19 protein-coding genes are annotated in these 21732 nt (G+C 41.9%); 8 read left to right on the forward strand and 11 right to left on the reverse strand.

Annotation, left to right across the window (positions count from 1 at the left end):
* Nucleotides 1-135: 135 nt before the first annotated feature.
* Together mnmC2 and PY092_RS07165 are read right to left on the reverse strand one after the other, a co-directional pair.
* Nucleotides 136-798 carry a tRNA (5-methylaminomethyl-2-thiouridine)(34)-methyltransferase MnmC2 gene (gene mnmC2, locus PY092_RS07160; RefSeq protein ID WP_275615167.1) on the reverse strand — a complete coding sequence of 221 codons (663 nt, stop codon included), beginning with the start codon at nt 796-798 and terminating at the stop codon, nt 136-138.
* Complete coding sequence (locus PY092_RS07165; RefSeq protein WP_275615168.1) at nt 795-1271, reverse strand: DUF4920 domain-containing protein; 477 nt, start codon at nt 1269-1271, stop codon at nt 795-797. The genes mnmC2 and PY092_RS07165 overlap by 4 nt, the downstream gene beginning before the upstream one ends.
* 106 nt (nt 1272-1377) lie before the next feature.
* Here PY092_RS07165 and PY092_RS07170 point away from each other — a divergent pair, with 106 nt between their 5' ends.
* The gene (locus PY092_RS07170) at nt 1378-2445 is read left to right on the forward strand and encodes a branched-chain amino acid aminotransferase (RefSeq protein WP_275615169.1); all 1068 of its coding nucleotides are present in this window, start codon (nt 1378-1380) and stop codon (nt 2443-2445) included.
* A 33-nt stretch (nt 2446-2478) separates the two neighbouring features.
* On the opposite strand, the gene PY092_RS07175 is transcribed toward PY092_RS07170, so the two are convergent.
* Nucleotides 2479-2865 carry a nucleoside triphosphate pyrophosphohydrolase family protein gene (locus PY092_RS07175; protein ID WP_275615170.1) on the reverse strand — a complete coding sequence of 129 codons (387 nt, stop codon included), beginning with the start codon at nt 2863-2865 and terminating at the stop codon, nt 2479-2481.
* Between the two features lie 347 nt (nt 2866-3212).
* Between PY092_RS07175 and PY092_RS07185 the strand changes: the two genes are divergently transcribed.
* From PY092_RS07185 to PY092_RS07205, 5 genes are all read left to right on the forward strand, one after another.
* Nucleotides 3213-3392, forward strand: a complete 180-nt coding sequence (locus tag PY092_RS07185; protein WP_275615172.1) for a hypothetical protein — start codon at nt 3213-3215, stop codon at nt 3390-3392.
* Between the two features lie 16 nt (nt 3393-3408).
* Nucleotides 3409-3783: a fluoride efflux transporter CrcB gene (crcB, locus tag PY092_RS07190; protein ID WP_275615173.1), complete on the forward strand. Its 375-nt coding sequence runs from the start codon at nt 3409-3411 to the stop codon at nt 3781-3783.
* Between the two features lie 269 nt (nt 3784-4052).
* Nucleotides 4053-4391 (forward strand): P-II family nitrogen regulator, encoded by a 339-nt coding sequence (locus PY092_RS07195; protein WP_127139216.1) that lies wholly within the window; start codon nt 4053-4055, stop codon nt 4389-4391.
* Nucleotides 4392-4424: 33 nt separating this feature from the next.
* Nucleotides 4425-5705: an ammonium transporter gene (locus PY092_RS07200; protein ID WP_275615174.1), complete on the forward strand. Its 1281-nt coding sequence runs from the start codon at nt 4425-4427 to the stop codon at nt 5703-5705.
* Nucleotides 5706-5855: 150 nt separating this feature from the next.
* Nucleotides 5856-6896 (forward strand): outer membrane beta-barrel protein, encoded by a 1041-nt coding sequence (locus PY092_RS07205; RefSeq protein ID WP_275615175.1) that lies wholly within the window; start codon nt 5856-5858, stop codon nt 6894-6896.
* Nucleotides 6897-6952: 56 nt separating this feature from the next.
* On the opposite strand, the gene PY092_RS07210 is transcribed toward PY092_RS07205, so the two are convergent.
* The 3 genes from PY092_RS07210 to PY092_RS07220 form a co-directional block, all read right to left on the reverse strand.
* Nucleotides 6953-7591, reverse strand: coding sequence for a DUF1684 domain-containing protein (locus PY092_RS07210; RefSeq protein WP_275615176.1), 639 nt, complete (start codon nt 7589-7591; stop codon nt 6953-6955).
* Nucleotides 7592-7648: 57 nt separating this feature from the next.
* Nucleotides 7649-9076 (reverse strand): alpha/beta hydrolase, encoded by a 1428-nt coding sequence (locus PY092_RS07215; protein WP_275615177.1) that lies wholly within the window; start codon nt 9074-9076, stop codon nt 7649-7651.
* 62 nt (nt 9077-9138) lie between these two features.
* A complete protein-coding gene (locus PY092_RS07220; protein ID WP_275615178.1) occupies nt 9139-9591 on the reverse strand; it encodes an Lrp/AsnC family transcriptional regulator in 453 nt (150 codons plus the stop codon).
* 122 nt (nt 9592-9713) lie between these two features.
* On the opposite strand from PY092_RS07220, the gene PY092_RS07225 reads away from it, so the two are divergent.
* Nucleotides 9714-10115, forward strand: coding sequence for a hypothetical protein (locus tag PY092_RS07225; RefSeq protein ID WP_275615179.1), 402 nt, complete (start codon nt 9714-9716; stop codon nt 10113-10115).
* Between the two features lie 6 nt (nt 10116-10121).
* On the opposite strand, the gene PY092_RS07230 is transcribed toward PY092_RS07225, so the two are convergent.
* Entirely contained in the window at nt 10122-13580 is a 3459-nt protein-coding gene (locus PY092_RS07230) for a methylmalonyl-CoA mutase family protein (protein ID WP_275615180.1), read from the reverse strand.
* Nucleotides 13581-13722: 142 nt separating this feature from the next.
* Here PY092_RS07230 and purU point away from each other — a divergent pair, with 142 nt between their 5' ends.
* On the forward strand, nt 13723-14571 hold the full coding sequence (gene purU, locus PY092_RS07235; protein ID WP_275615181.1) for a formyltetrahydrofolate deformylase: 849 nt from the start codon (nt 13723-13725) through the stop codon (nt 14569-14571).
* 57 nt (nt 14572-14628) lie between these two features.
* On the opposite strand, the gene PY092_RS07240 is transcribed toward purU, so the two are convergent.
* From PY092_RS07240 to PY092_RS07255, 4 genes are all read right to left on the reverse strand, one after another.
* On the reverse strand, nt 14629-15339 hold the full coding sequence (locus PY092_RS07240; RefSeq protein ID WP_275615182.1) for a hypothetical protein: 711 nt from the start codon (nt 15337-15339) through the stop codon (nt 14629-14631).
* Nucleotides 15336-18698, reverse strand: coding sequence for an alpha-amylase family glycosyl hydrolase (locus PY092_RS07245; protein WP_275615183.1), 3363 nt, complete (start codon nt 18696-18698; stop codon nt 15336-15338). The genes PY092_RS07240 and PY092_RS07245 overlap by 4 nt, the downstream gene beginning before the upstream one ends.
* Nucleotides 18699-18774: 76 nt before the next feature.
* On the reverse strand, nt 18775-20163 hold the full coding sequence (locus PY092_RS07250; protein WP_275615184.1) for a SusF/SusE family carbohydrate-binding protein: 1389 nt from the start codon (nt 20161-20163) through the stop codon (nt 18775-18777).
* A 14-nt stretch (nt 20164-20177) separates the two neighbouring features.
* Complete coding sequence (locus PY092_RS07255; RefSeq protein WP_275615185.1) at nt 20178-21728, reverse strand: RagB/SusD family nutrient uptake outer membrane protein; 1551 nt, start codon at nt 21726-21728, stop codon at nt 20178-20180.
* Between the last annotated feature and the right edge of the window lie 4 nt (nt 21729-21732).

Raw genomic sequence — 21732 nt, forward strand, 5'->3', positions numbered from 1 at the left:
ACTCTCATTTTATGCAAATTTATGGGTTTAATCGACTGTATATGAGACCTTAATTTAGGTTTAACATATTTATCTTGAATTTTAGGGGTATTTATGACTCCGATAGGCTATTCCTTAAGATAGTATTGGCATTTCTCAAAGCTTTTTGGCCCTCAGCATCTCCCTCTTCCCAGGTGGCCCCGGTAAGCGTTCCACGGTAAAACCAACCGCTTGCATGGCCCGCCTTACACTACCTTTGGCCGCGTAGGTTACCAAAACCCCATTTTGCTGGAGTGCTTGGTGCATTTTCAGGAAAATCCCTTCTGTCCAAAGTTCTGGTTGTACCCTTGCTCCGAACGCATCAAAATAAATGAGGTTGAAAAAACTTTGATCATTGATTTCATTGAAATCTTTTTGCTGCTTCAAAAGCGAAAAATCCGGAGATATCGTCACAGTTTCTTCCCATGGGGAACTGTGCATTTTTTGAAAGTCATCCTGATGAACCTTGGCTTCCAACTGCTGGCAATAGTCCAACGCACCCACTTCTTCCATTGAAACCGGAAAAGCCTCAACCCCAACATAATCAACAATCAATTGTTGTTTGGGAGCTTCCATTAAGGTGATAAGGGCATTCAGCCCTGTACCAAAGCCGATTTCCAACAGTTTGACTTCTTCATTTTGAAACAGTCGCAAACCATGTTCAACAAAAACATGGTAAGCTTCTTGAACCGCACCATGCTTGGAATGGTACTGTTCGTCCCAATCCTCTATTTGAATGGTCTTGGAACCATCGCCGGTCGTGATTATTTTCCTTTTCAAGGCTGGGTTGCGATCAACACCCCGTCCGCTTCAAACCTAAGTGTTTTCTTAGGAGCGGTTATTTGTGCCAATTCTTCTTCAGAAGCTCCTTCGTCCTCTGCGTAATGTTTCTGGTCTTCAACGGACATTTCCTCAAAAAATGCCGCACCGTTCATCACTACTTTTTTACCCGCTGCATCTTTGGGAACAAAAAATCCATAATCTTTAAAACGAACAAAAACTTCATCGTCGGACTCCAATTGCACCTTCATCCAGCAACCTTTGGCTTGACAAACTTCCTTGATCTCACCAATGATTTGGGTCTGCAAGGAATCCTTGCCGGAAATCCCGTCAAAAGGGGAAGATGTTTTGGAAGCTTTTCTGGAAATTTCAAATTCCTCTCCAAAATAATCACCTTGAATAGTTTCTTGTTTACAGGAAACCATCAAAATACCTAGTAAAAAAACAGAAGTAAAAGTGTTAAAAATTCTCATTTTTGATAACATTTAAGTGATTGTAAGTTAAGTCTAACATTTAGATTTGTGAAACGTCCAAAAGTAACAATAAATAGCTAATTTTATCACGGTAAATGTAAGTGATATGGAAACAATGGCTAACAAAATTGCTATAGAGAAAACAAAATCATCCAAAATCCATGATGTGGATTTTGACAATCTTTCCTTTGGAAGCGTGTATTCCGACCATATGTTGGTGTGTGATTATAAGAACGGCAAGTGGTCCGAACCCAAAGTGGTTCCGTACCAACCTATAACGTTGGACCCGTCTGCAAAGATTTTCCATTATGGGCAATCCATTTTTGAAGGTATGAAGGCCTACAAGGATGAAAATGGAAAAGCATGGCTTTTTAGGCCAGAGGAAAACTGGAAACGCTTGAACAAGTCGGCCAAAAGATTGGCCATTCCAGAAATACCCGAAGCTTATTTCATGGAGGGACTCAATGCGCTCATCCAATTGGAGAGTGACTGGATTCCACAAAACTCCGGGAGTTCCTTATATATAAGGCCGTTTGTATTTGCTTCAGGAAATGGATTCCACGCCTCACCTGCAGATGAATACAAATTCATCATAGCCTGCGCACCTTCAGGAGCTTATTTCTCTGGAAAGGTCAAAGTATTGATTGAAGAAACATATTCCCGTGCAGCTAACGGTGGTGTAGGGTATGCAAAGGCCGGCGGTAACTACGCTGGTCAGTTCTACCCAACCAAGTTGGCCGCGGACAAAGGATATCAACAAGTCATCTGGACTGACGACAACACCCACGAGTTTATCGAGGAAGCGGGTGCCATGAACGTTTTTGTCCGTATCAATGACACATTGATGACCGCTCCTACCAGTGACCGTATCTTGGATGGGATAACCCGAAAAAGTATTTTGGACATTGCCAAAGATGAGGGCATAGAAACCGAGGTCCGTAAAATATCCGTTCACGAATTGGTGGAAGCTGCAGAAAATGGGTCGTTAAAAGAAATGTTCGGTGCAGGTACCGCTGCAGTGATTTCCCCAATTTCAGGATTTGGGTATCACGGAAAGGATTACGAACTCCCCGAATTGGAAGAAAGCTTTGCTTCTTTGTTAAAGAAAAGAATCACGGACATTCAATACAACCGTGCTGAAGATAAGTTTGGATGGCGACACGAGGTCATCTAGAAAAAGAAAAGGCGCCGATTGTTCGGCGCCTTTTTATTTATCAATTATGGTCTGAATGTCTGGTTTAAAATAGTTGGGGCCTTTCAACACCTTTCCATCTTCACGGTAAATGGGCTTTCCATCTTCTCCAAGTTTACTCATATTGCTGCGCTGTATCTCTTCAAAAACCTCTTCAATTTTATATTGCATACCGTGCTCCAAAATGGTTCCGCATAAAATGTACAGCATATCCCCCAAGGCATCGGCCACTTCCACCAAATCGTTATCATTCGCGGCTTCCAGATACTCACGGTTCTCTTCATCCATCAAATTAAAACGAAGCTTGTTTTTCTCCTTTCCTAGGTCAGCCTTTGGCTTTTGCGAAACTCCCAATCCAAAAGAATTGTGGAAGAGCTCCACGGCTTTTATTTTACTTTCCATTACACTTATTTGATTTAGCTTTGCATAAAAATATAAAATATGTTCAGTACCGGTCAGATAATTTTCGCGGCCTTGTTCTTTATTGCTTTTGTGGCAATCATCTCATTTTCTTATAGAAAGGACAAAAAATTGCACAAAAAGAATTACAAAGGTGTTATTTGGATCCTTGTTTCGTTCATAAGTTTTATAATTATCCTGTTCATAATTAAATACTTCCTCAAAAATTAACTGTGAAATTGAAGTAACCACAAAAATCTCTGTTTTCACAACAATAGCAGTGCCTTGATTTCGTTCTTATAGGAAAAGCCGTACTTTTGTTTTAACAATACTTTAGCACCTAACCTGTAATGACTGTATTTTTAAGTATTCTTTTTGTATTGCTTGCTGTGAATGCCATTCTGTTGATTTTCAGTGTCAACGGAGCTAAAGAAAGGTTTATTAAACCGGCGCAACGGATTTCCGAGATTTCAACTACCAAACTTTTTACCCGTGAGGCTGTGGAAACCGAGTATAAGAAAGCCGTATAGTTTGTACCTTTAGGGCATGAAACAGGCCTTACTTGTTTTTTTGGGTGGAGGATTTGGAAGTGTTCTACGCTATTTGATTTCTCGACCCCTCAATCCTCTTTTCCACAATTTTTTCTTGGGAACCTTCTTGGTCAATATTATTGGTTGCCTATTAATAGGCTTATTTTTGGGACTTTCAGCAAGAGGGCATATACTTTCCTATAACAGCACACTTTTTCTTGCTACTGGATTTTGTGGTGGCTTTACCACATTTTCCGCATTCGCTTTTGAAAAACACTCCTATTTAAAGAATGGCGAACTATTCAATTTAGCCATCTATATGATTTCCAGTATCGGTGTTGGTGTTTTGGCCGTTATTTTGGGATTGTGGATCGCCAAACACATTCAGTAGTTACAAATTGCATTTTTACAGTTAAAATTTGTTAAAAACTAAACATTTTATATGTTTTACTGCTTAATTATTGATAAAAACAAACTTACAAGCGTTCAATATTAAGTTTAAATCAAAAAAAAGATAACAAAACTTAACCTAAAATTGAATACCCCTAAAATTTTGGGGGTATTTTTCTTATACCCGTAAAAATCATACAACTACCCTCTATTTTTTAACAGCCTCACTCTAATTCCTATATATTTGAATCATCAATTAACTACTTAATTATGAAAAAAGTCGAGGCAATTATTAGAAAATCCAAATTTGATGAGGTAAAAAAAGCCCTGCATCAAATTGAGGTCAACTTCTTTAGTTACTGGGATGTAACTGGAGTTGGAAATGAAAAACAAGGACATGTCTATCGTGGCATATCGTACAGCACTAGCGATATACAACGAAGGTATTTGGTTATCGTGGTTAGCGATGACTTTCTGGAAAAAACCGTGAATGTTTTACTGGACACTGCAGGTACCGGTAATGTAGGTGATGGAAAAATTTTCGTCTCCGATGTTATCGAGGCTTACAGAATTAGAACCAAGGAAAGCGGAAGCGCCGGAATCAACTAACATTAATAGCCAAAAAACTTTAAAACTTAGATTATGATTGTACAAGAACAAGAAGCGATAGATAAAGCTGTTGAAGCCATCACTGGCGATATGGGTGCCTTGTGGATTACCCTAGCAGCAATTTTGGTGTTTTTCATGCAGGCAGGTTTTACCTTGTTGGAAATAGGTTTTACCCGAAGCAAGAACACCGGTAACATTATTATGAAAAACGTTATGGACTTGGCCGTTGGTTCGGTCATGTTCTGGGCAGTTGGTTATGCCATCATGTATGGTAGCGACCTTGTGGGTGGCGGATTTTTCAGATCTAGCCCATCTGACCAAGGATACTTCTTTTTTAGTGCCGATGATTGGTACAACCTGTTCTTCCAAACAGTGTTCTGTGCCACAGCCGCCACTATTGTATCCGGGGCTATTGCAGGAAGGACCAAATTTTCAACGTATTTGATCTTCTCTGCTGTCCTTACCACGTTAATCTACCCAATTTCCGGTAGTTGGTACTGGCCATTCGATGACGATGCTTGGTTGAACACCGCAGGGTTTGTTGATTTTGCAGGTTCTTCCGTTGTACACGCCGTTGGTGGTGCCGCTGCTTTGGTAGCCGCTATTTTGGTGGGGCCTAGAATCGGGAAATACGTAGACGGAAAAGCACAAGCGATTCCAGGTCACAACATGGCCTTTGGGGCACTTGGTGTGTTCATCCTTTGGTTGGGATGGTTCGGATTCAACGGAGGTTCCCAATTGGCTTGGGGCGGTGACGATACCATCGGAGCTACAAGCGTTATCATCAACACAAACCTAGCCGCAGCCATTGGTGCCATTGCAGCCCTTTTCTTTACATGGGCCAGATACGGCAAAGCCGATATCTCCATGACCTTGAACGGAGCATTGGCCGGATTGGTGGGGATTACAGCTGGATGTGGTTCCGTAAATGCATGGGGAGCTCTTGCCATTGGTTTGATTTGTGGGATTGTAGTGGTAATATCCATTGAATTTATTGACAAGAAATTTAAGATTGACGACCCAGTAGGTGCCATTTCTGTCCATGGTGTATGTGGTTTCCTTGGAACCGTACTTATCGGCCTATTCGCATTGGATGGCGGATTATTCTACGGAGGAAGCGGAAAACTACTTTGGGTACAGACCTACGGATCATTGGCTTACATTGTTTGGGCAGCTGTTGCATCCTTTATAGTGCTCTTTATTTTGAAGAAAACTATTGGCCTAAGAGTGTCTGAGAAAGAAGAAGTTGAAGGTCTGGATATCCACGAACATGGCGTGGAAGCTTACCCAGAACACATTTCCCAAGACAAATAAAACAAGTCTTTCAAACTCACACACAACAAGATTGTAAAAAAAGGAACGGAGCGTTCTGCCAAACGCTCCGTTAGATAACCTTTTCAATCAAACTCACAATTATTACAACTAACTGTCCTTCGCAAAAAGGACAACTTAAACGATTATGATATGAAAACGATTATAAATACAAATTTCGGAAAATTTTTGGCTATCGCCATAGTTTCATTGATAACATTTTCAGCTTCTGCACAGGAGGAAGAGGAGGCATCCAAATTTAGTCTTAGTGGCTCTGTGGATGCTTATTACAGAACTACCTTCCACGATGCAGGGGAAGCTACGACCGGTACCTTCACATCATTTGCAAACCAAACAGGTTTTGCATTGGGTATGGCCAATTTGGTAGGTACCTACGATATGGGAGATACAGGTGTCGTGGTTGACTTGGTTTTTGGGCCAAGAGGTACAGAAGCCACTTTTGAAAATGATGTTCTTAACGGTATCATCAACCAGGCCTATGTGTATTGGAACGTTTCAGAAGGTACTACCTTGACCATGGGTCGTTTCAATACATTTTTAGGATATGAAGTAATCGCTCCGCAAGCAAACTTCAACTATAGTGTTTCTTACCTATTTTCCAATGGACCATTTTCACATTTGGGAGTAAAAGCAGATTTTGCGCTATCTGATGATGTAAGCTTAATGCTTGCCGTTATGAATCCATGGGACACCAATGACATAAGCGGCTCTGGCGAATACTCCTTGGGTGGCCAACTGGGCTTTTATGGTCAGTTCTTGAACCTTTACTACGACAGTGGAAAGAGCGGTGGTCTTGGTTTTGAAATTGACTATACTGGTGGATTTGATGTCACTGAGGATTTCTTCTTTGGAATCAATGCAGCTTACAATGATAACTCCGAGACAGGGACTGGTTTCTATGGTGCGGCCATTTACCCACAATTGACCACTTCCGACAATTTTGCGATTGGACTTCGTGGCGAGTACATGACATTTACCGATGATGCTGTTGAAGATGACTCTCCTGTTTTGGGATTGACCTTAACCGGAAGCTTTACCAAAGACAACCTTATCATTAAACCAGAGGTTCGTTTGGACACTTGGGGCAATGATATAGAACCTTATGTCGATAGCGACGGTGCAGCTACCGGCAATCAATCATCCATCTTGATCGCCGCTATATACTCTTTCTAAGAACGTATAGATATGACACGAAAAAAAGCCTTTCTCCAATAGGATAAAGGCTTTTTTTAATCCTTGTTAAAATTTTTCACTCCTGCTCTCACACTAGTTCTCAAATAGTTTTGCCTTGGCACTAGAGGGCAGGAGTACTTTTTATTATACACACAGTAGGGATTGTACGCTTTGTTGAAGTCGATTACCAAAGTATTGCCCTCGGGAATGGTCAAATCAATATATCTTCCGCCCCCATAGGTTTCTTCCCCGTTGGTATTGTCCAAAAAAGGCAAAAAGAGGTAATCCTCGTATTCTTCATCATCCATTAGACCTAAACTTTGATACACTTCCAATTGATGCTCGTTCCCATTTAAAGTGAAGTGCGCGATTCCATACACAACCTCTTGCGTTTGTCTATCCGTTGTGGTGGGCATCAAAAAAGGTTCTGCTCCTGGAGTACGCTCAAATCGTGCTTTAACCACATAGTTTGTATCTGGCTCAAAAAAATCGAGTCCTTCAAAATCTTTACGGTATTTATCGGGCAAGGGAGATGAATCAGGATCTTTAAAACTTTCATTCAGTTCTTTTTGGTACTCCAGAATATCTGTGACCAGGTCGGATTCCACTGTCACGGTTTCTTCATCATCATGATACTTTTTACCCTGTCCACAGGATATTAAGAAAACCATCGAAAGTAAGATCGCGTATTTCATTCTGAATGATGTTTATGCAAAAATACAGCTTAAACCCGTAAGAAGTGAAATCTTGGCCTAAGGCCGGTTCTCTTCGATTTTGATATCGTACCGGGCATCTTCGAGATACTTTGAAACAAGCTCGTTGAACTCCGGGGTAATCCGCAAAAGTGCCGTATCCTCCAAACTGTAAAGCTTTTCCTTATCCTTGAACCCAGTTTTCAAGAGCTCTTCCAAATAGAACAAGGAAGTTCCAAAATCATCGTTCTTGGCACTCAGTGATATGGTATTGAGGTAAAATTCATGGTTGTCCGGCTCCAAAATGGTTTTGAGCATATACAAAAAAGCCAAGGCATCTTCATCGATTACCTCTTCAGAAGATATAATATTGATATTGTCCTCGGCCAAGGCATTTACGTAACCCTTCAACCTGTGTCCCATTTGCTTTTCAAAGGGTTTGGAGCCCGAAATAAACTTATCAAGCTCATCCATTTGATAGTTCCACCAGCCCAAATTGTTGAAGTTATGGGTATACACATCATCTTCCATATAATACTGGTAATCCTCCCGAAGCATCGATTCTTTTAAAAATGCAGCGTTCTCCGCTCTCTTCATTACTTTGAACGACTTATCCCTACGTAAATCCTTTTGTTCCGACCTAAGGGAGTCCATATTTTTCAACGCACCGTATATGGACATCATTTCGGTCATGTACTGTTCCGCCCATAATAGATCACCGATTTCCTTTAGCTGATCTACCTTTTCCAAATCTTCCTGATATGCCTTTTCGATATAACCAGAATCCTTGGAAATCCAATTTCGGCCCATAGCATCCAAGGTAAAAAGCTGCATCCCTTTCTGAATATAGGATGCACTCGGCCACATACCAGTACCATCGTATAGCAAAACCTGATTCGAAAACTTATATCTGTCCAAAAGTTTGGCATCGGTCAACAAAAAAGGGTAATTGTAATTTTCCTTGTTAACGATACCCACAAAATGAAAAGGATTCTTGGTATTCATCAATTCCCTATTGGTCAGTGATGCATTGATTGAAATAACACCATTCACACCTTGGACAAGAACAGGCATCAAATTAGCGAATTGAGCTGCTTCCCCTTCTCCAGCGGCATAGACCCTCTCGCGTTTTATTGGAAACAAACTCGCTATTTTTTGAATGGCCCTGGTCGATACCATCATGTTTTTGGTCAACGAAACCGTGTCCAATAGCTTGGGCGCAGCCAAAACATATCCCTCTTGTTCTGCTGCCAACATAAACATGGAAAGTGCTTTTTCTTCATTCCCTTCAACATCGAATACCATGAGTAATGGCCACTCCTTATCCATGGAAAATGCTTTGGGCAAATATATGGAGTACGTATTTTCGGTAGAATCAGTTATAGAAAGATTCCCAATAATCTCTCCTTTTTGAAAGACCATTTGCTGCGAGAAAGCGGAAATTGCACAAAATAAGGTTAGAAAGGTTAGCGAGTATATCTTTTTCATAATGCTAATTTCACAAAAATCTAGCCAAAGTCCATTGATTCATCATCAATTTAACAGGAAAACTATTTACCAGTCTTATTTTTTTTAATGGGAGAATTGGCAACAACATTGGACAAAACAATGTGGGTCCTGCATTCTCCATACACGATAAGCTCATCAATAAATTTTTCCAAATGGGATTGATCCCGAAGCACCACCTCCATAATGATGTTCTCGTTCCCTGTTATTCGATAGCAGTTTATCACCTCCTGAAAGGTCTTTACCTTATCCAAAAATGGTTTCAGCTTTCCCATAAAAGCCCGCAACATAATAATGGCCTTAAGTTGGTAACCTGCTTCAACATAGGAAATATTGGCTCCATAGCTTTCAATTATCCCGAGGTCTTCCATCTTTTTTACGCGTTCAGCCACAGCGGGTGGTGTCAACCCGACTTTCCTTCCTATATTGGCAAATGATTCCCTCGCATTTTGCTGCAAATGGTTCAATATTTGCCAATTCAAGTCATCTATCTTCATATCTAAAGAAAATTACAACTATTTTTTTGTTATCGAAAGTAAAATCGAATAATTGCTTTGTTAACAAAAGTAAAAAAAATTGAATCGTGCTTAATTTTATACTACAAAATTGCTAGAAAAACATGGAGAGGAGTTCTCTTAATACCCTTGGTGTATACCGTAGATCTTTGGCTCTTCGCGATATGAGCGAGGCGGTCGCGGCTTATTTTGCCCAAAACAGGGAGATTTTGTCCCTGCGCAAAATCGATTCTTTCCGAGATGATATTTCCAAATCCCTTTTGGCCGATGCCGATCTCATCACCAAAGAGGTCGAACAAGCTGCATTGAGCAATTGTCCATCCGTTCGCATGAGGAGCCTTTCTTACGTAAACATCATGACCCGTAACATTTTGGCCTACTGCAATGGTCTGGAACGTGACGGGGTAAAAGAAAAGGAATACCTGAACCTTCTTAGAAAAGAGATTCGCATATTCCGGGTTTCCTTTAAAAAGTGGAGAAAGTCCTTGATCAACAAGAACGACTAATCCTCCTTACATATTTCTTCGATACTGCCCTCCCACTTGGAACAACGCTTCGGTTATTTGTCCCAATGAGCAATATTTGGCGGTCTCCATCAATTTTTCAAAAATGTTTTCATTGTTGATGGCCACTTCCTGTAATTCGTTCAACTGTTTCTTAGCTTCCTCAGCCTCTCGTTTGTGAAGATTTTGCAAGGTCATTATCTGATTTTCCTTTTCTGTTTCCGTAGCCCGGATTACCTCCGCTGGTAAAATGGTCGGCGAACCTTTGGAGCTCAAAAATGTATTTACACCAATGATCGGATATTCCCCAGAGTGCTTCAAGGTTTCATAATGAAGACTTTCCTCTTGAATTTTGGAACGCTGGTACATGGTTTCCATAGCACCTAGCACGCCGCCTCTTTCCGTAATTCTATCAAACTCCATTAAAACGGCCTCTTCTACCAAATCCGTTAGTTCTTCAATGATGAAGGATCCTTGTATTGGGTTTTCATTTTTGGCCAGACCCAATTCTTTGTTGATGATCAACTGTATGGCCATTGCCCTGCGCACAGATTCTTCAGTAGGTGTGGTAATGGCCTCATCATAGGCATTGGTATGCAAAGAGTTGCAGTTATCATAGATTGCATACAAAGCCTGAAGTGTGGTACGGATATCGTTAAAATCGATTTCCTGTGCGTGCAAGCTTCTTCCCGAGGTTTGGATGTGATATTTCAGCATTTGCGCCCTAGGGTTGGCCCCATATTTTTCTTTCAAAGCCTTGGACCAAATGCGTCGAGCTACGCGCCCGATAACCGCATATTCTGGATCCACTCCGTTAGAAAAGAAAAAAGATAAATTGGGACCAAACTTATTAATGTCCATTCCTCGGCTCAAGTAGTATTCCACATAAGTGAACCCATTGGAAAGTGTAAAGGCCAATTGCGTAATGGGATTGGCACCCGCCTCGGCAATGTGGTATCCCGAAATGGAGACCGAATAGAAATTCCGGACTTGTTGCTCGATAAAATATTCCTGAACATCACCCATCAATCGCAAAGCAAACTCAGTCGAGAAAATACAGGTGTTCTGTGCTTGGTCCTCTTTTAAAATATCGGCCTGAACCGTACCACGAACTTGGTTAAGGGTCTTGTCCTTAATTTCATTATATACTTTACTGGGGAGCACCTGGTCTCCAGTTACGCCCAAGAGCATCAATCCGAGGCCATTGTTCCCTTCGGGAAGTTCCCCATAATATTTGGGTTGCTCCACCCCTTTCTCATCAAAAATTGCTTTGATTTTGTTTACGACCTCTTTCTCCTGACCATTCTCCTTGATATACTTTTCGCAGTTCTGATCAATGGCAGCATTCATAAAAAAGGCCAACAACATTGGCGCGGGACCATTAATGGTCATACTTACCGAAGTCATTGGGCTACTCAGGTCGAATCCTGAATAGAGTTTTTTGGCATCGTCCAAACAGCAGATAGACACCCCTGCATTCCCAATTTTCCCATAGATATCAGGTCGATGGTCAGGATCGTTTCCGTACAAGGTCACCGAATCAAAAGCGGTGGACAAACGTTTTGCCGGCATATCCATACTCACATAATGGAATCGGCGGTTGGTCCGCTCTGGTCCACCTTCTCCTGCAAACATTCGGGTTGGGTCCTCCCCTTCCCTTTTAAAAGGATACAGCCCCGCAGTGTATGGAAATTCCCCTGGTACATTCTCTTGTAGGATCCATTGTAAAATATCGCCCCATGCCTTGTACTTGGGCAAGGACACTTTCGGAATCTGACTGTGCGACAATGATTCTGTATGGGTTTTAATGTTGACTTCCCTGTCCCGTACTTTAAAGGAATAGATATCCGCCTTGTAGCGGTCGACTTTTTCTTTCCATTGTAGAATGACCTCCCAATTATGGGGATTCAAATGCATTTTCACTCGATCAAATTCCTTAATGAGGAGGTTGGTTAATTCCTTGGATTCCTCACTTTTGATATGCTTCTCGATTTCCACTTCATTTAAGCCAGATTTATCCAAAAACAAATCTTCTGCCTCTTCTTGATCCATTTCCAATACGGATGCCAACGTCAAAAAGACACCATAAAGCTTTTGGGCCATTTTCCCTTGTTCCTTCACATTGGCATCATAACTCCTATTATTTTCAGCTATTTCTGATAAATATCGGGTACGGGATGGCGGAATCACATAAATCTTCTCCGACATTTCTTGGGTAATCTCAATAGTGGAATTCAATGTAGAGCCTGCTTTCTCTACCAAGATATCCATTACTTTTTTGTAAAGACTGTTCATCCCAGGATCATTGAACTGCGAAGCAATGGTCCCAAAAATGGGAAGTTCCTCTTCATTGGTGTGCCATAATCCGTGGTTACGGACATATTGTTTTTTTACATCACGAATGGCATCCAAAGCGCCACGTTTATCAAACTTATTGATGGCAACGATATCGGCGAAGTCCAGCATATCTATTTTCTCCAATTGCGTGGCCGCACCAAACTCGGGCGTCATCACATAGAGCGATACATCGCTATGCTCCAATATTTCGGTATCAGATTGACCGATTCCCGAGGTTTCCAAAATAATTAAGTCATATTGTGCCGCTTTCAGCACTTGAACGGCCTCAGCTACATACTTTGACAAGGCCAAATTGGACTGCCGCGTGGCCAAAGAGCGCATATACACTCTATCACTGTTGATGGCGTTCATCCGTATCCTATCGCCCAAAAGGGCTCCGCCCGTTTTTCGTTTAGAAGGATCCACGGAAACAATTCCGATGTGTTTATCTGGGAAATCCATCAAAAATCGGCGCACCAATTCATCCACTAAACTGGACTTACCGGCCCCACCCGTCCCTGTGATTCCCAAAACGGGAACACTATTTTCTTCTTTTTCAATGACAGGCTGATATTTTTCAAACTCTTCGTGACGGTTTTCCGCTAAAGAAATCAACCGCGCCAAAGTGTTGGGATGCTTTGCTTCCAGCTCGCTTTCCAAAGTTTTTCCTTTGATAAGATTTAAATCAGGAACAGTGGTATCACATCGCTCCACCAAATCATTGATCATACCCTGAAGACCCATTTCCCGACCATCATCCGGGGAATAAATCCGTTCTATTCCATAATCCATCAGTTCCTTGATCTCCTCCGGAAGAATAACACCACCGCCTCCACCAAAAATTTTGATGTGACCTGCTCTTCTTTCCTTCAACAAATCGAACATGTATTTGAAATATTCATTATGCCCGCCTTGGTACGAAGTCATTGCAATGGCATTTGCATCTTCTTCAATGGCGCAATCCACCACTTCGGCCACACTCCTATCATGCCCTAAATGAATTACCTCTACCCCTGTGGCCTGAATGATTCTTCTCATAATATTGATGGCCGCATCATGTCCATCAAACAGGGAGGCTGCGGTAACAATTCTGATTTTATGTTTAGGCTTATAGGGTTTAATTTGTTCCATCTGCAATAAAGGGTCTGAATTTGCACTGCAATTTACAGAAAATGCAACTGAAAATTGGTTTTGATTAAGATTATACAAAAAACAATAAAAGTTTGGGCTTCCCTTTTTGAATACTATAATTTTATCCATCTAAATGTGTCCAATGAAACTGACCATTCTCATCAACTGCCCCGACCAATCGGGAATCATCCGATCCGTGACTACTTTCATCCATCAACAGAAGGGAAACGTGGTTTATTTGGACCAGCATGTGGACAAACAGGCTGGTGTTTTTTTTATGCGTTTGAAAAGTGAATTTGAGCAGGAATTGGACCTATCAAAATTCAAAGAAGATTTTGGACAAGAATTGGCTACTGGGTTTAAGATGGAATGGGACGCCTACACCGATGTTTACCGACCCAAAATGGCCATTTTCGTCTCCAAGTACAATCATTGCCTATATGATTTATTGAGCCGATACAACTCCGGTGAATTATCGGTGGATATCCCTTTTATTTTGAGCAACCACAAGGACCTGGAATATGTGGCGGAGCAGTTTGATATTCCCTATTATCATATTCCCGTGACCAAAGCGACCAAGGCTGAAGCAGAGGACAAACAATTGGAACTTTTGGAGCAGTACGAGGTGGATTTTATTGTTTTGGCGAGGTATATGCAGATTGTATCACCAAAAGTGATCGATGTGTTCCCACAGAAAATCATCAATATCCACCATTCCTTCTTGCCAGCCTTTGCAGGGGCAAAACCCTATCACGCTGCTTTTGAAAGAGGTGTAAAGATCATCGGTGCCACCAGCCATTATGTTACCGAAGATTTGGATGCTGGCCCTATTATAGAGCAAGATGTCACTATGGTTTCACATACCCATTCTGTCAACGATTTTATAGCCAAAGGAAGGGACTTGGAACGTATTGTTCTTTCCCGGGCCGTGCAGCTCCACGTAGCGCGTAAAACCATGGTCTACAATAACAAGACCGTTATTTTTTCTTAGTTACAAGAAAAAAATAGGGGCAAAAAGCCCCTATCTCAACTAAACTAAAAGACCATTTTAAGGATTGGTCCTAAACTCAAAAATTTCTGATGTGGAACTATTTCCTGCACTATCCACAGTAACCACTTGCCAATAATAAACCGTATCGGCACCAATCGTGGCCTCAAAACTATTTGTGTCCGTTTCTCCTATAATCGAGGTAGGAGGACTTAACGTATCCAGATAAAGTATGTAGGACAAGGCATCTCCGTCCAAATCGGCTCCCTCCCACTCAAAGTTGATAGTTCCGGCATTAATGGCCTTTCCCATTTCCGGATAGGGTTCGTATGCTGGAAAAGGAGCATAATTTTCCACTGCAGCTCCCGCATTGTAAAAGCGCCAGGTTGTACTTGAAGCAGTTTCATTGGTTCCATCAGCACTGGAAACAACTGCCCAAGAATAGGCAGTTCCTCGTTCCAACATCAACTGGATGTCGGTATTTGCCGTTGTGGATGAACTTTCGGCCCCAGTTTCCAGATTGGTCAACAAAAGCGTATATGAGTCCGTATTTTCGGAAGCTGTCCATTCAAAAGTGACCTGGCTCTCAGTTTCGGAAACCAACACTCCTTCTGTACACTCCTCGTTGTTATCTGGATAAATCAATGTGGCTGCCGAAGGAGCTGGTACTTCTGGCTCAGGTTCAGGTGGTGTAGGATCATCTCCACCACCTCCACATGAAAATAGTGGCAACACCATAAAAAGAACGAGATATTTATAGACTATTTTCATTGCTTCATGATTTTAAATTCATGTGACGTTTCTTTGCCCAACACCTTAATAAAGTACATTCCATTGGCAAAACCAGATAGGTCAATGGCCAATTTCCCAAACTGCGCTTCGGTACTTGTGGAAAAATGAAGTCTTCCGTTCAAATCAAAAACTTGAACGTTCATTTTTTCATCGGTATCAAAACCAAGGTCCACCGACACCATATTCGCATCCACTATAGGATTGGGATAAGCTGTTGCCTTATCCGTTAGCAAAAGTGTTTCTTCAAACATTCCCTGACAATCCAAATTGGTAGATACCTTTACTTTGTTTACGGATTGATCCAGTTTCAGTTCGAATGAATTTTTGGATGTTAGATACACCTCATCATTGATTTGAATATTATAAAAATCCGAACCCTTGAGCTCCAAGGAAAGTATATCACTATTCTTGTTTACATTAGAATATACTTCCAAGGACTCAGGTTCTGTAATGGTCAATGCATAGCATTGCTGGTAGTCTGATTGTCCTGAAACTGTGATACAAAGTTCATAGCTTCCTGCTGATAAATTTTCAAAAACAGCCTCATCCTCGAAATTGGTGGACTCCTCTGTATCTCCTGACAATGTAGCTAAATATGCGAGCGACTCCACAGCAGTCACAACTATGCTTCCATTGTTGCTTCCCCTACAGGTTTCGCTACTGGTCATTACGGTAAAGTTGTCCTCTGGCAAGGAGAAAATCTCACATCCATCCACATTTACAACTACACCAAGGGTTGAGCCCGGGCAAAGATCGTTGGCATCAACAACCCCATCGGAATCTTCATCTGGTGGATTGTCATTCGGAAACAAACTGGTCGGGTTATTACCAAAAATACGGTACTCGCCCGGTGCCAAAACCAAGGGTTCGTTTACATCGACAACGACATGTTTTAGGTTGTAGGCCAAAAACTCGTACCAAACGCCTGTTTCTTGAAATTTGGGGTCGATTTCCTGTTCTTCCACTCCAAAGTTCCCCACAATCGTGACGTAACCAATTTCATCCACACCAGCTGAAGCATTGGTCAAATGAATGGTTTTTAAGCCTGTGGAACTATCCACATCCAACAAAAAATCAGAAGTTTCAAAAATGGGTTCTTCCACCGCCAATAGATTTAGGTCGGACCATGTGTCGTAAACATCCCTTCTTTCGGCATTGTCAAAATAATCCCATCGGATGGGCTTGTTTCCGATTCTCCCATTATAATCTATGGAATAATCGTATCCCAGTTCCCCGAATTGCCAAATCATTTTGGGTCCTGGAATGGTAAAGAAGAAGGCTCCTGCCAGTTCCAATCTGTCCAAGGCAGTAGAAAGCTCCTGTATATTGTAGTCTCCCGATGCATTACCGTAGTTTAGGTTGCGATACATCATTCGTTCCTCATCATGACTTTCCATATAAGAAACGTTGGAAGGAACCGTCCAGTTTCGATTTAGATAGGACACCCATGAAAAATCAGAGCTGTCGTTCCAACCCATGGATGCCTTACTGTACGTACCATTGAGATTACCCCACAACAAAATTCCCTTTCCTTCATCCAAGCGATATTCCGCCCATTCGGTTTCTTCCTCGTTGGTTCCCAAATGCTCAAAGATGACCAAGAAGTCTTCATTGACTTCCCATTGATAGTCCGCATATTCTTTGAGCACGGCAACCCTATCGGCCTGATAGCTGCCCGTACAGCCTTCATCCGAAGCTGTGCAATTTTGGGTAAAGCCTTTGGTCAAATCCCATCGATAGCCATCAATATTATATTCCTCGATCCAGTATTGCGTAACGCGCTTTACATAATCTTGGGTTGCTTGTTGGCTATGATTGAAATCGTTGAAAACATTATAGGAATGGGTAGGTTCTGCATTGAAAAACGGGCTATCTCCACTGGCTACACCTCCATAACCACCATTGTCCGTGTTCCAAAGTCTATAATATGGGTTTTGACCCGTAGCATGATTGAAAACGACATCCAAAATTACGGCCATGCCCCTTCCGTGACATTCATCCACCAATTGTTTGAAGGCTTCGGCATTACCATAATATTTATCCAAGGCCATGTGGAATGATGGGTTATATCCCCAGCTTTCATTTCCATCAAATTCGGAAACAGGCATAAGCTCGATGGCATTTACACCTAATTCCTGTAAATAATCCAATCGGGCACGAACGGCATCGAAACTGTGCAGTTCATCAAAATCCCTGATCAACAATTCGTAAACGACCAAATCGGTCTTACTTGGCAGTGCCACGGCATTGTTTGCCCAATTATATTCCGGGTCTCCCGTTCTGAGTACCGTAACGGCATGTTCTGTTTGTCCTATGGGGTACGCCGGTAGATTTGGATAGGTAACATTGTTGATGTAAGCGTCATTGTCTTCATCCAAAATAAGAGTGGAATATGGGTCGGCCACCGTAATTCCACCATCCACCACATATTGATACATATGGTTGGTTTGTGGAGTCAGTCCTGTCAACTCAATCCAAAATCGGTCCTGCCCACTATCCTTTTTCAGCAAATAGTCATCTCCAATGGTCCAATTATTAAAATCCCCGATAAGATGGACTACTTCTTTCCCTGGCGCATAAAGCACCAATGTAGCCGATGTATCATCATTAGGATCCAGATTGATACCATCAACCATACCATTGGGAACGGCCTCCTCCTCTACACTGACCACAACCATGAAATTTTCGGTACGGGTTTCCCCTCCACTTTCGGCTTCCAAGGTGTACTGTGAATTTTCTGTGATGTTTACATGATCGTAGGCATATTCGGTTCCATTGGATGTATCCACGATGTTACCATTGATAGTCAAGGTGAAATCTGCTGCTATGGAGCTTGATGCCACTATGGATAGATCATCCCCAGGGTTCAACAAGGTCAAACTTTCCGCAGGACTGTTCAATTGCAATTGAAAGGTTCCCACATCAAAAAAGAAATCGTCACAACTATTGTCCTTGAGTTCCTGATCACCTGCAGCATTTCGAAAGACCATTCCCATTTGGGTAGCATTATCGGCCTGCTCTACAGTTAACCCATAATAGGTTTCGGGTACAAAGGTGATGCTCCAAGTCCCGTCTCCATTATCGGACATTTCACCAACACCATCATCCTGACCCCAATTTCCAATGACCGTGGTCCATGGATCAACATCGGTGCCAATGCCTGAATGAAGATAGACCTTGCCCGGATTTGACAATCCATTACAATCCGTTTCATTGCTATTGGCATCTACGGTAACCGTAATTTCTTGATCCACGGCAAAAGGATAGGGCTGTATGGTTACTTGGGACCAAGAGGCCATGCTCCATATCAAAAACCCGAAAAGTAAAAATTTCTTCATGCTGATTATTTATAAATAAAGGGAAACGGCCAAGCCATTCCCCTTCATCTTTTTATTTACAAAAAGGGGCTCTTACCTATCTCGCATTGAGCGAATAAGCAGACGAACCTCCTTCGGAAAGATCCAATTTGATCAAATAGGTTCCAGCAGTAACTGCGATATTATCACCTCCTGGGTCTAGAGTTCCATCGGCTCCTGAATCACCATAATCAGAATCCCAAGCTTCATTTACCCTGAATTTGATTTCGCCATCGATTAACTCTACATTTTCGCCTACCCATACACCTGGATTCACTTCGGTCAAGATGTAGTCATCTCCTGCGTTGCCCCAATCGTTATATCCAGAACCAACCACACCTAGAAGTTCAGTTTCTTCCATTGTATATGTTCCTGCATTGAAATCCAAGGTAATCATATAATAACCAGCTACTGAAACGATATTGTCACCTCCATCATCCAAAGTTCCATCTGCTCCGGTATCCCCATAGTTGGTACCCCAATCATTGTTCAACCTGAACTTGATTTCGCCATCAAGCAATTTCACCCCTACCTTAAAGGTGTCCGTAGTATAATCATAGAAGAATTTAGCATCGGGTCCTGCACCTCCCCAGTCATTATATCCTGATCCTACAACTCCCCAAGAATACTCTTCCATGGTATAGGTATTGTCGTTAAGGTTCATGGTGATTTTATAATCACCGGCGGTTACTACAATGTTGTCTCCGCCAGCATCCAAGGTGCCATCAGCATCAGTGTCACCGTAGTTATTGGTCCAATCATTGTTTTCACGGAATTTGATTTCACCATCCAACAAATTCACATAGGCAACATAAACACCATCTGTATCGGTAGTATAGAAAGGAGCATCTTCAAATGCACCCCAATCATTATATCCAGATCCTACAACTCCCCAGCTTGTTATGTCCCTGACCGTATCGCCGCTTTCTACTGATTTCTCCACTAAAGTAATGGGCAACTCGACTACCTCTGAAGTTGTTGATTGTGCATCCGTACCTTCACCACTTCCGGCAAAAGCCGTTACCTTAAAATAAAGGGTTCCTGTATTTGGTATATCGTCAGTTGAAGGATCGTCATCCAATCCCAACTCATCAGCCATTTTCAACAAAAAAGACACGTCAACTGCATCATTGGTAATCAACAGGGCCCCTGAATCATAATCTGACTCGGCATCAAAGTTTTCCGAAATGGAACCTACCAATTGATAGGAGACCTCTGTTTGTACTCCAAAATTCACTTCGTTCCAAACGAAACGTTCAGCAATGTTATCGGCTGTTTCGGTTGATAATAAGTATTCATCCAAAAAAGTGTTTTGAAAAGCCACTTCATCAGAGGGGCCCGTCAATGTGAATTCCGGTACATGATCATCGTTTTCACACGCGGTAAATAGAGCAAGGGTCATTACTGCCCCTATAATTTGTACTATATATGATTTTATATTTTTCATGAGAGTCGTTTTAATTAGAATCCTGGGTTTTGTGTTAAGTTTCCATTGGCCTCCAAGGCGGTCAATGGGATTGGAAATAGTTTATAGGTATCCGGTATGGAAGCACCGTTCAAGGTATTCCCTTTCCATGGCCATATATAACTGTTCCCTGTGAATTTGCCGAAACGAATAAGATCACTTCTTCTATGCCCTTCAAGGTTGAGCTCTCTAGCTCTTTCGTCCAAAATAAAGTCAAGGGTCAAATCAGATTGTGTCACCGAGCTTGCATTGGAACGGTTCCGCACGGCATTGACATAACCTAAAGCAGTCCCCATGTCTGCCCCTGAAGCTCCTCGAACGGCACATTCCGCATAAAGAAGATAAACGTCTGCCAATCGGAACAATGGGAAATCCGTACTGGAAAAATACGTCGCATTGGATTCGCTAAAATAAAAATTGTTCCTGAACTTGATAGAAGGATATCCATCGGTCCACTCTTTATAATCGGACATCTCATAATTGTGGCCTTCTGTCCAGAACAGGGCGGCCCTATCGTCCGTACTGTTTTCCAAATCGCCATCGTTAAAAAGACCATACCAAGCCTTTGTGGCCCTATGTCCACTCCAACCATCTTCTGCCCCAAATTGGCTCAGAGTCATGGTCTCCGTACTTAAACTACCATTTACTATGTAAGTCGTATTTCCATAACTCTGACTAACTTCGGAATCAGCAATCAAAGGAAAAATAATCTCATTGGACAAATAATTGTCCCCGGAAAAAAGACTGACAAAATTTGCATCCAAAGAATAACCTCCCTCGTTTATTACCTTGTTGATATACGTTACCGCATCATCAAATCGTTCAGTTCCCGTATAGACACCTGCATTCATGTACAGTTTTGCCAAGAGCATCCGTCCCACACTTTTATTGGCCCTTCCATACTCATTGGTATCGGACAACAGTTCCTCGACAGCCAGCAATTCATTTTCCACATAAGTGAAAAGTTCTTGACGGTCAACTTCAGGTAAAGGTTCGGAGGCACCATAATTTTCCTCTGTAGCCAACACCCCTTTTCCAAAACAGTCAATCAAATAATAGTAAGCCAAAGCCCTTATGAACCGAACCTCTCCTTCAATCTGATCTTTGTCATCAATATCCACAGCACCCAACACCAACAAGAGGTTATTGGCCTGTGGAATGGTATAATAAATCCGATTATACAGATAGCGGAAGAATTTGTTGTTCTCATCCCAATTGGAAGTTGTGGTCAACTGATCAAGCCCATCATCCCCCCAACGGTTTTTCATGGCATCTGCGGTAAAATCCTGAAGGTTGACAATACCCCTAAGGAATGGAGATTCCCCAGCATCATCATCTATATCAGAGCTACCGGCACCATCTGGACCTGAAAGCGCGAATGACGCATAGAGTCTGGAAAGGATACCTGTGATGGCATCCGGGTCTTCACTTAATAGCTCATCCAAGGATACTTCAACTTCAGGTTCCGTATCCAAGTCCTTGGTACATCCCTGAACCATAAGGGTCAAGGGAATTACAAAAAATAATATCGATGTTAGTTTTTTCATGTCA

It is taken from the genome of Flagellimonas yonaguniensis, from assembly GCF_029193885.1.
GTDB classification, from domain to species: Bacteria; Bacteroidota; Bacteroidia; order Flavobacteriales; family Flavobacteriaceae; genus Flagellimonas; species Flagellimonas yonaguniensis.

Excerpts from the sequence above, each read along its gene's own strand:
- PY092_RS07205 (WP_275615175.1), top strand. The coding sequence starts at position 5,856 with ATGAAAACGATTATAAATACAAATTTCGGAAAATTTTTGGCTATCGCC.
- PY092_RS07170 (WP_275615169.1), top strand. The coding sequence starts at position 1,378 with ATGGAAACAATGGCTAACAAAATTGCTATAGAGAAAACAAAATCATCC.
- PY092_RS07215 (WP_275615177.1), bottom strand. The coding sequence starts at position 9,076 with ATGAAAAAGATATACTCGCTAACCTTTCTAACCTTATTTTGTGCAATT.
- PY092_RS07245 (WP_275615183.1), bottom strand. The coding sequence starts at position 18,698 with ATGAAGAAATTTTTACTTTTCGGGTTTTTGATATGGAGCATGGCCTCT.
- PY092_RS07225 (WP_275615179.1), top strand. The coding sequence starts at position 9,714 with ATGGAGAGGAGTTCTCTTAATACCCTTGGTGTATACCGTAGATCTTTG.
- PY092_RS07210 (WP_275615176.1), bottom strand. The coding sequence starts at position 7,591 with ATGAAATACGCGATCTTACTTTCGATGGTTTTCTTAATATCCTGTGGA.
- purU (WP_275615181.1), top strand. The coding sequence starts at position 13,723 with ATGAAACTGACCATTCTCATCAACTGCCCCGACCAATCGGGAATCATC.
- PY092_RS07250 (WP_275615184.1), bottom strand. The coding sequence starts at position 20,163 with ATGAAAAATATAAAATCATATATAGTACAAATTATAGGGGCAGTAATG.
- PY092_RS07195 (WP_127139216.1), top strand. The coding sequence starts at position 4,053 with ATGAAAAAAGTCGAGGCAATTATTAGAAAATCCAAATTTGATGAGGTA.
- PY092_RS07220 (WP_275615178.1), bottom strand. The coding sequence starts at position 9,591 with ATGAAGATAGATGACTTGAATTGGCAAATATTGAACCATTTGCAGCAA.
- crcB (WP_275615173.1), top strand. The coding sequence starts at position 3,409 with ATGAAACAGGCCTTACTTGTTTTTTTGGGTGGAGGATTTGGAAGTGTT.
- PY092_RS07200 (WP_275615174.1), top strand. The coding sequence starts at position 4,425 with ATGATTGTACAAGAACAAGAAGCGATAGATAAAGCTGTTGAAGCCATC.
- PY092_RS07255 (WP_275615185.1), bottom strand. The coding sequence starts at position 21,728 with ATGAAAAAACTAACATCGATATTATTTTTTGTAATTCCCTTGACCCTT.
- PY092_RS07165 (WP_275615168.1), bottom strand. The coding sequence starts at position 1,271 with ATGAGAATTTTTAACACTTTTACTTCTGTTTTTTTACTAGGTATTTTG.
- PY092_RS07230 (WP_275615180.1), bottom strand. The coding sequence starts at position 13,580 with ATGGAACAAATTAAACCCTATAAGCCTAAACATAAAATCAGAATTGTT.
- PY092_RS07185 (WP_275615172.1), top strand. The coding sequence starts at position 3,213 with ATGACTGTATTTTTAAGTATTCTTTTTGTATTGCTTGCTGTGAATGCC.
- PY092_RS07175 (WP_275615170.1), bottom strand. The coding sequence starts at position 2,865 with ATGGAAAGTAAAATAAAAGCCGTGGAGCTCTTCCACAATTCTTTTGGA.
- PY092_RS07240 (WP_275615182.1), bottom strand. The coding sequence starts at position 15,339 with ATGAAAATAGTCTATAAATATCTCGTTCTTTTTATGGTGTTGCCACTA.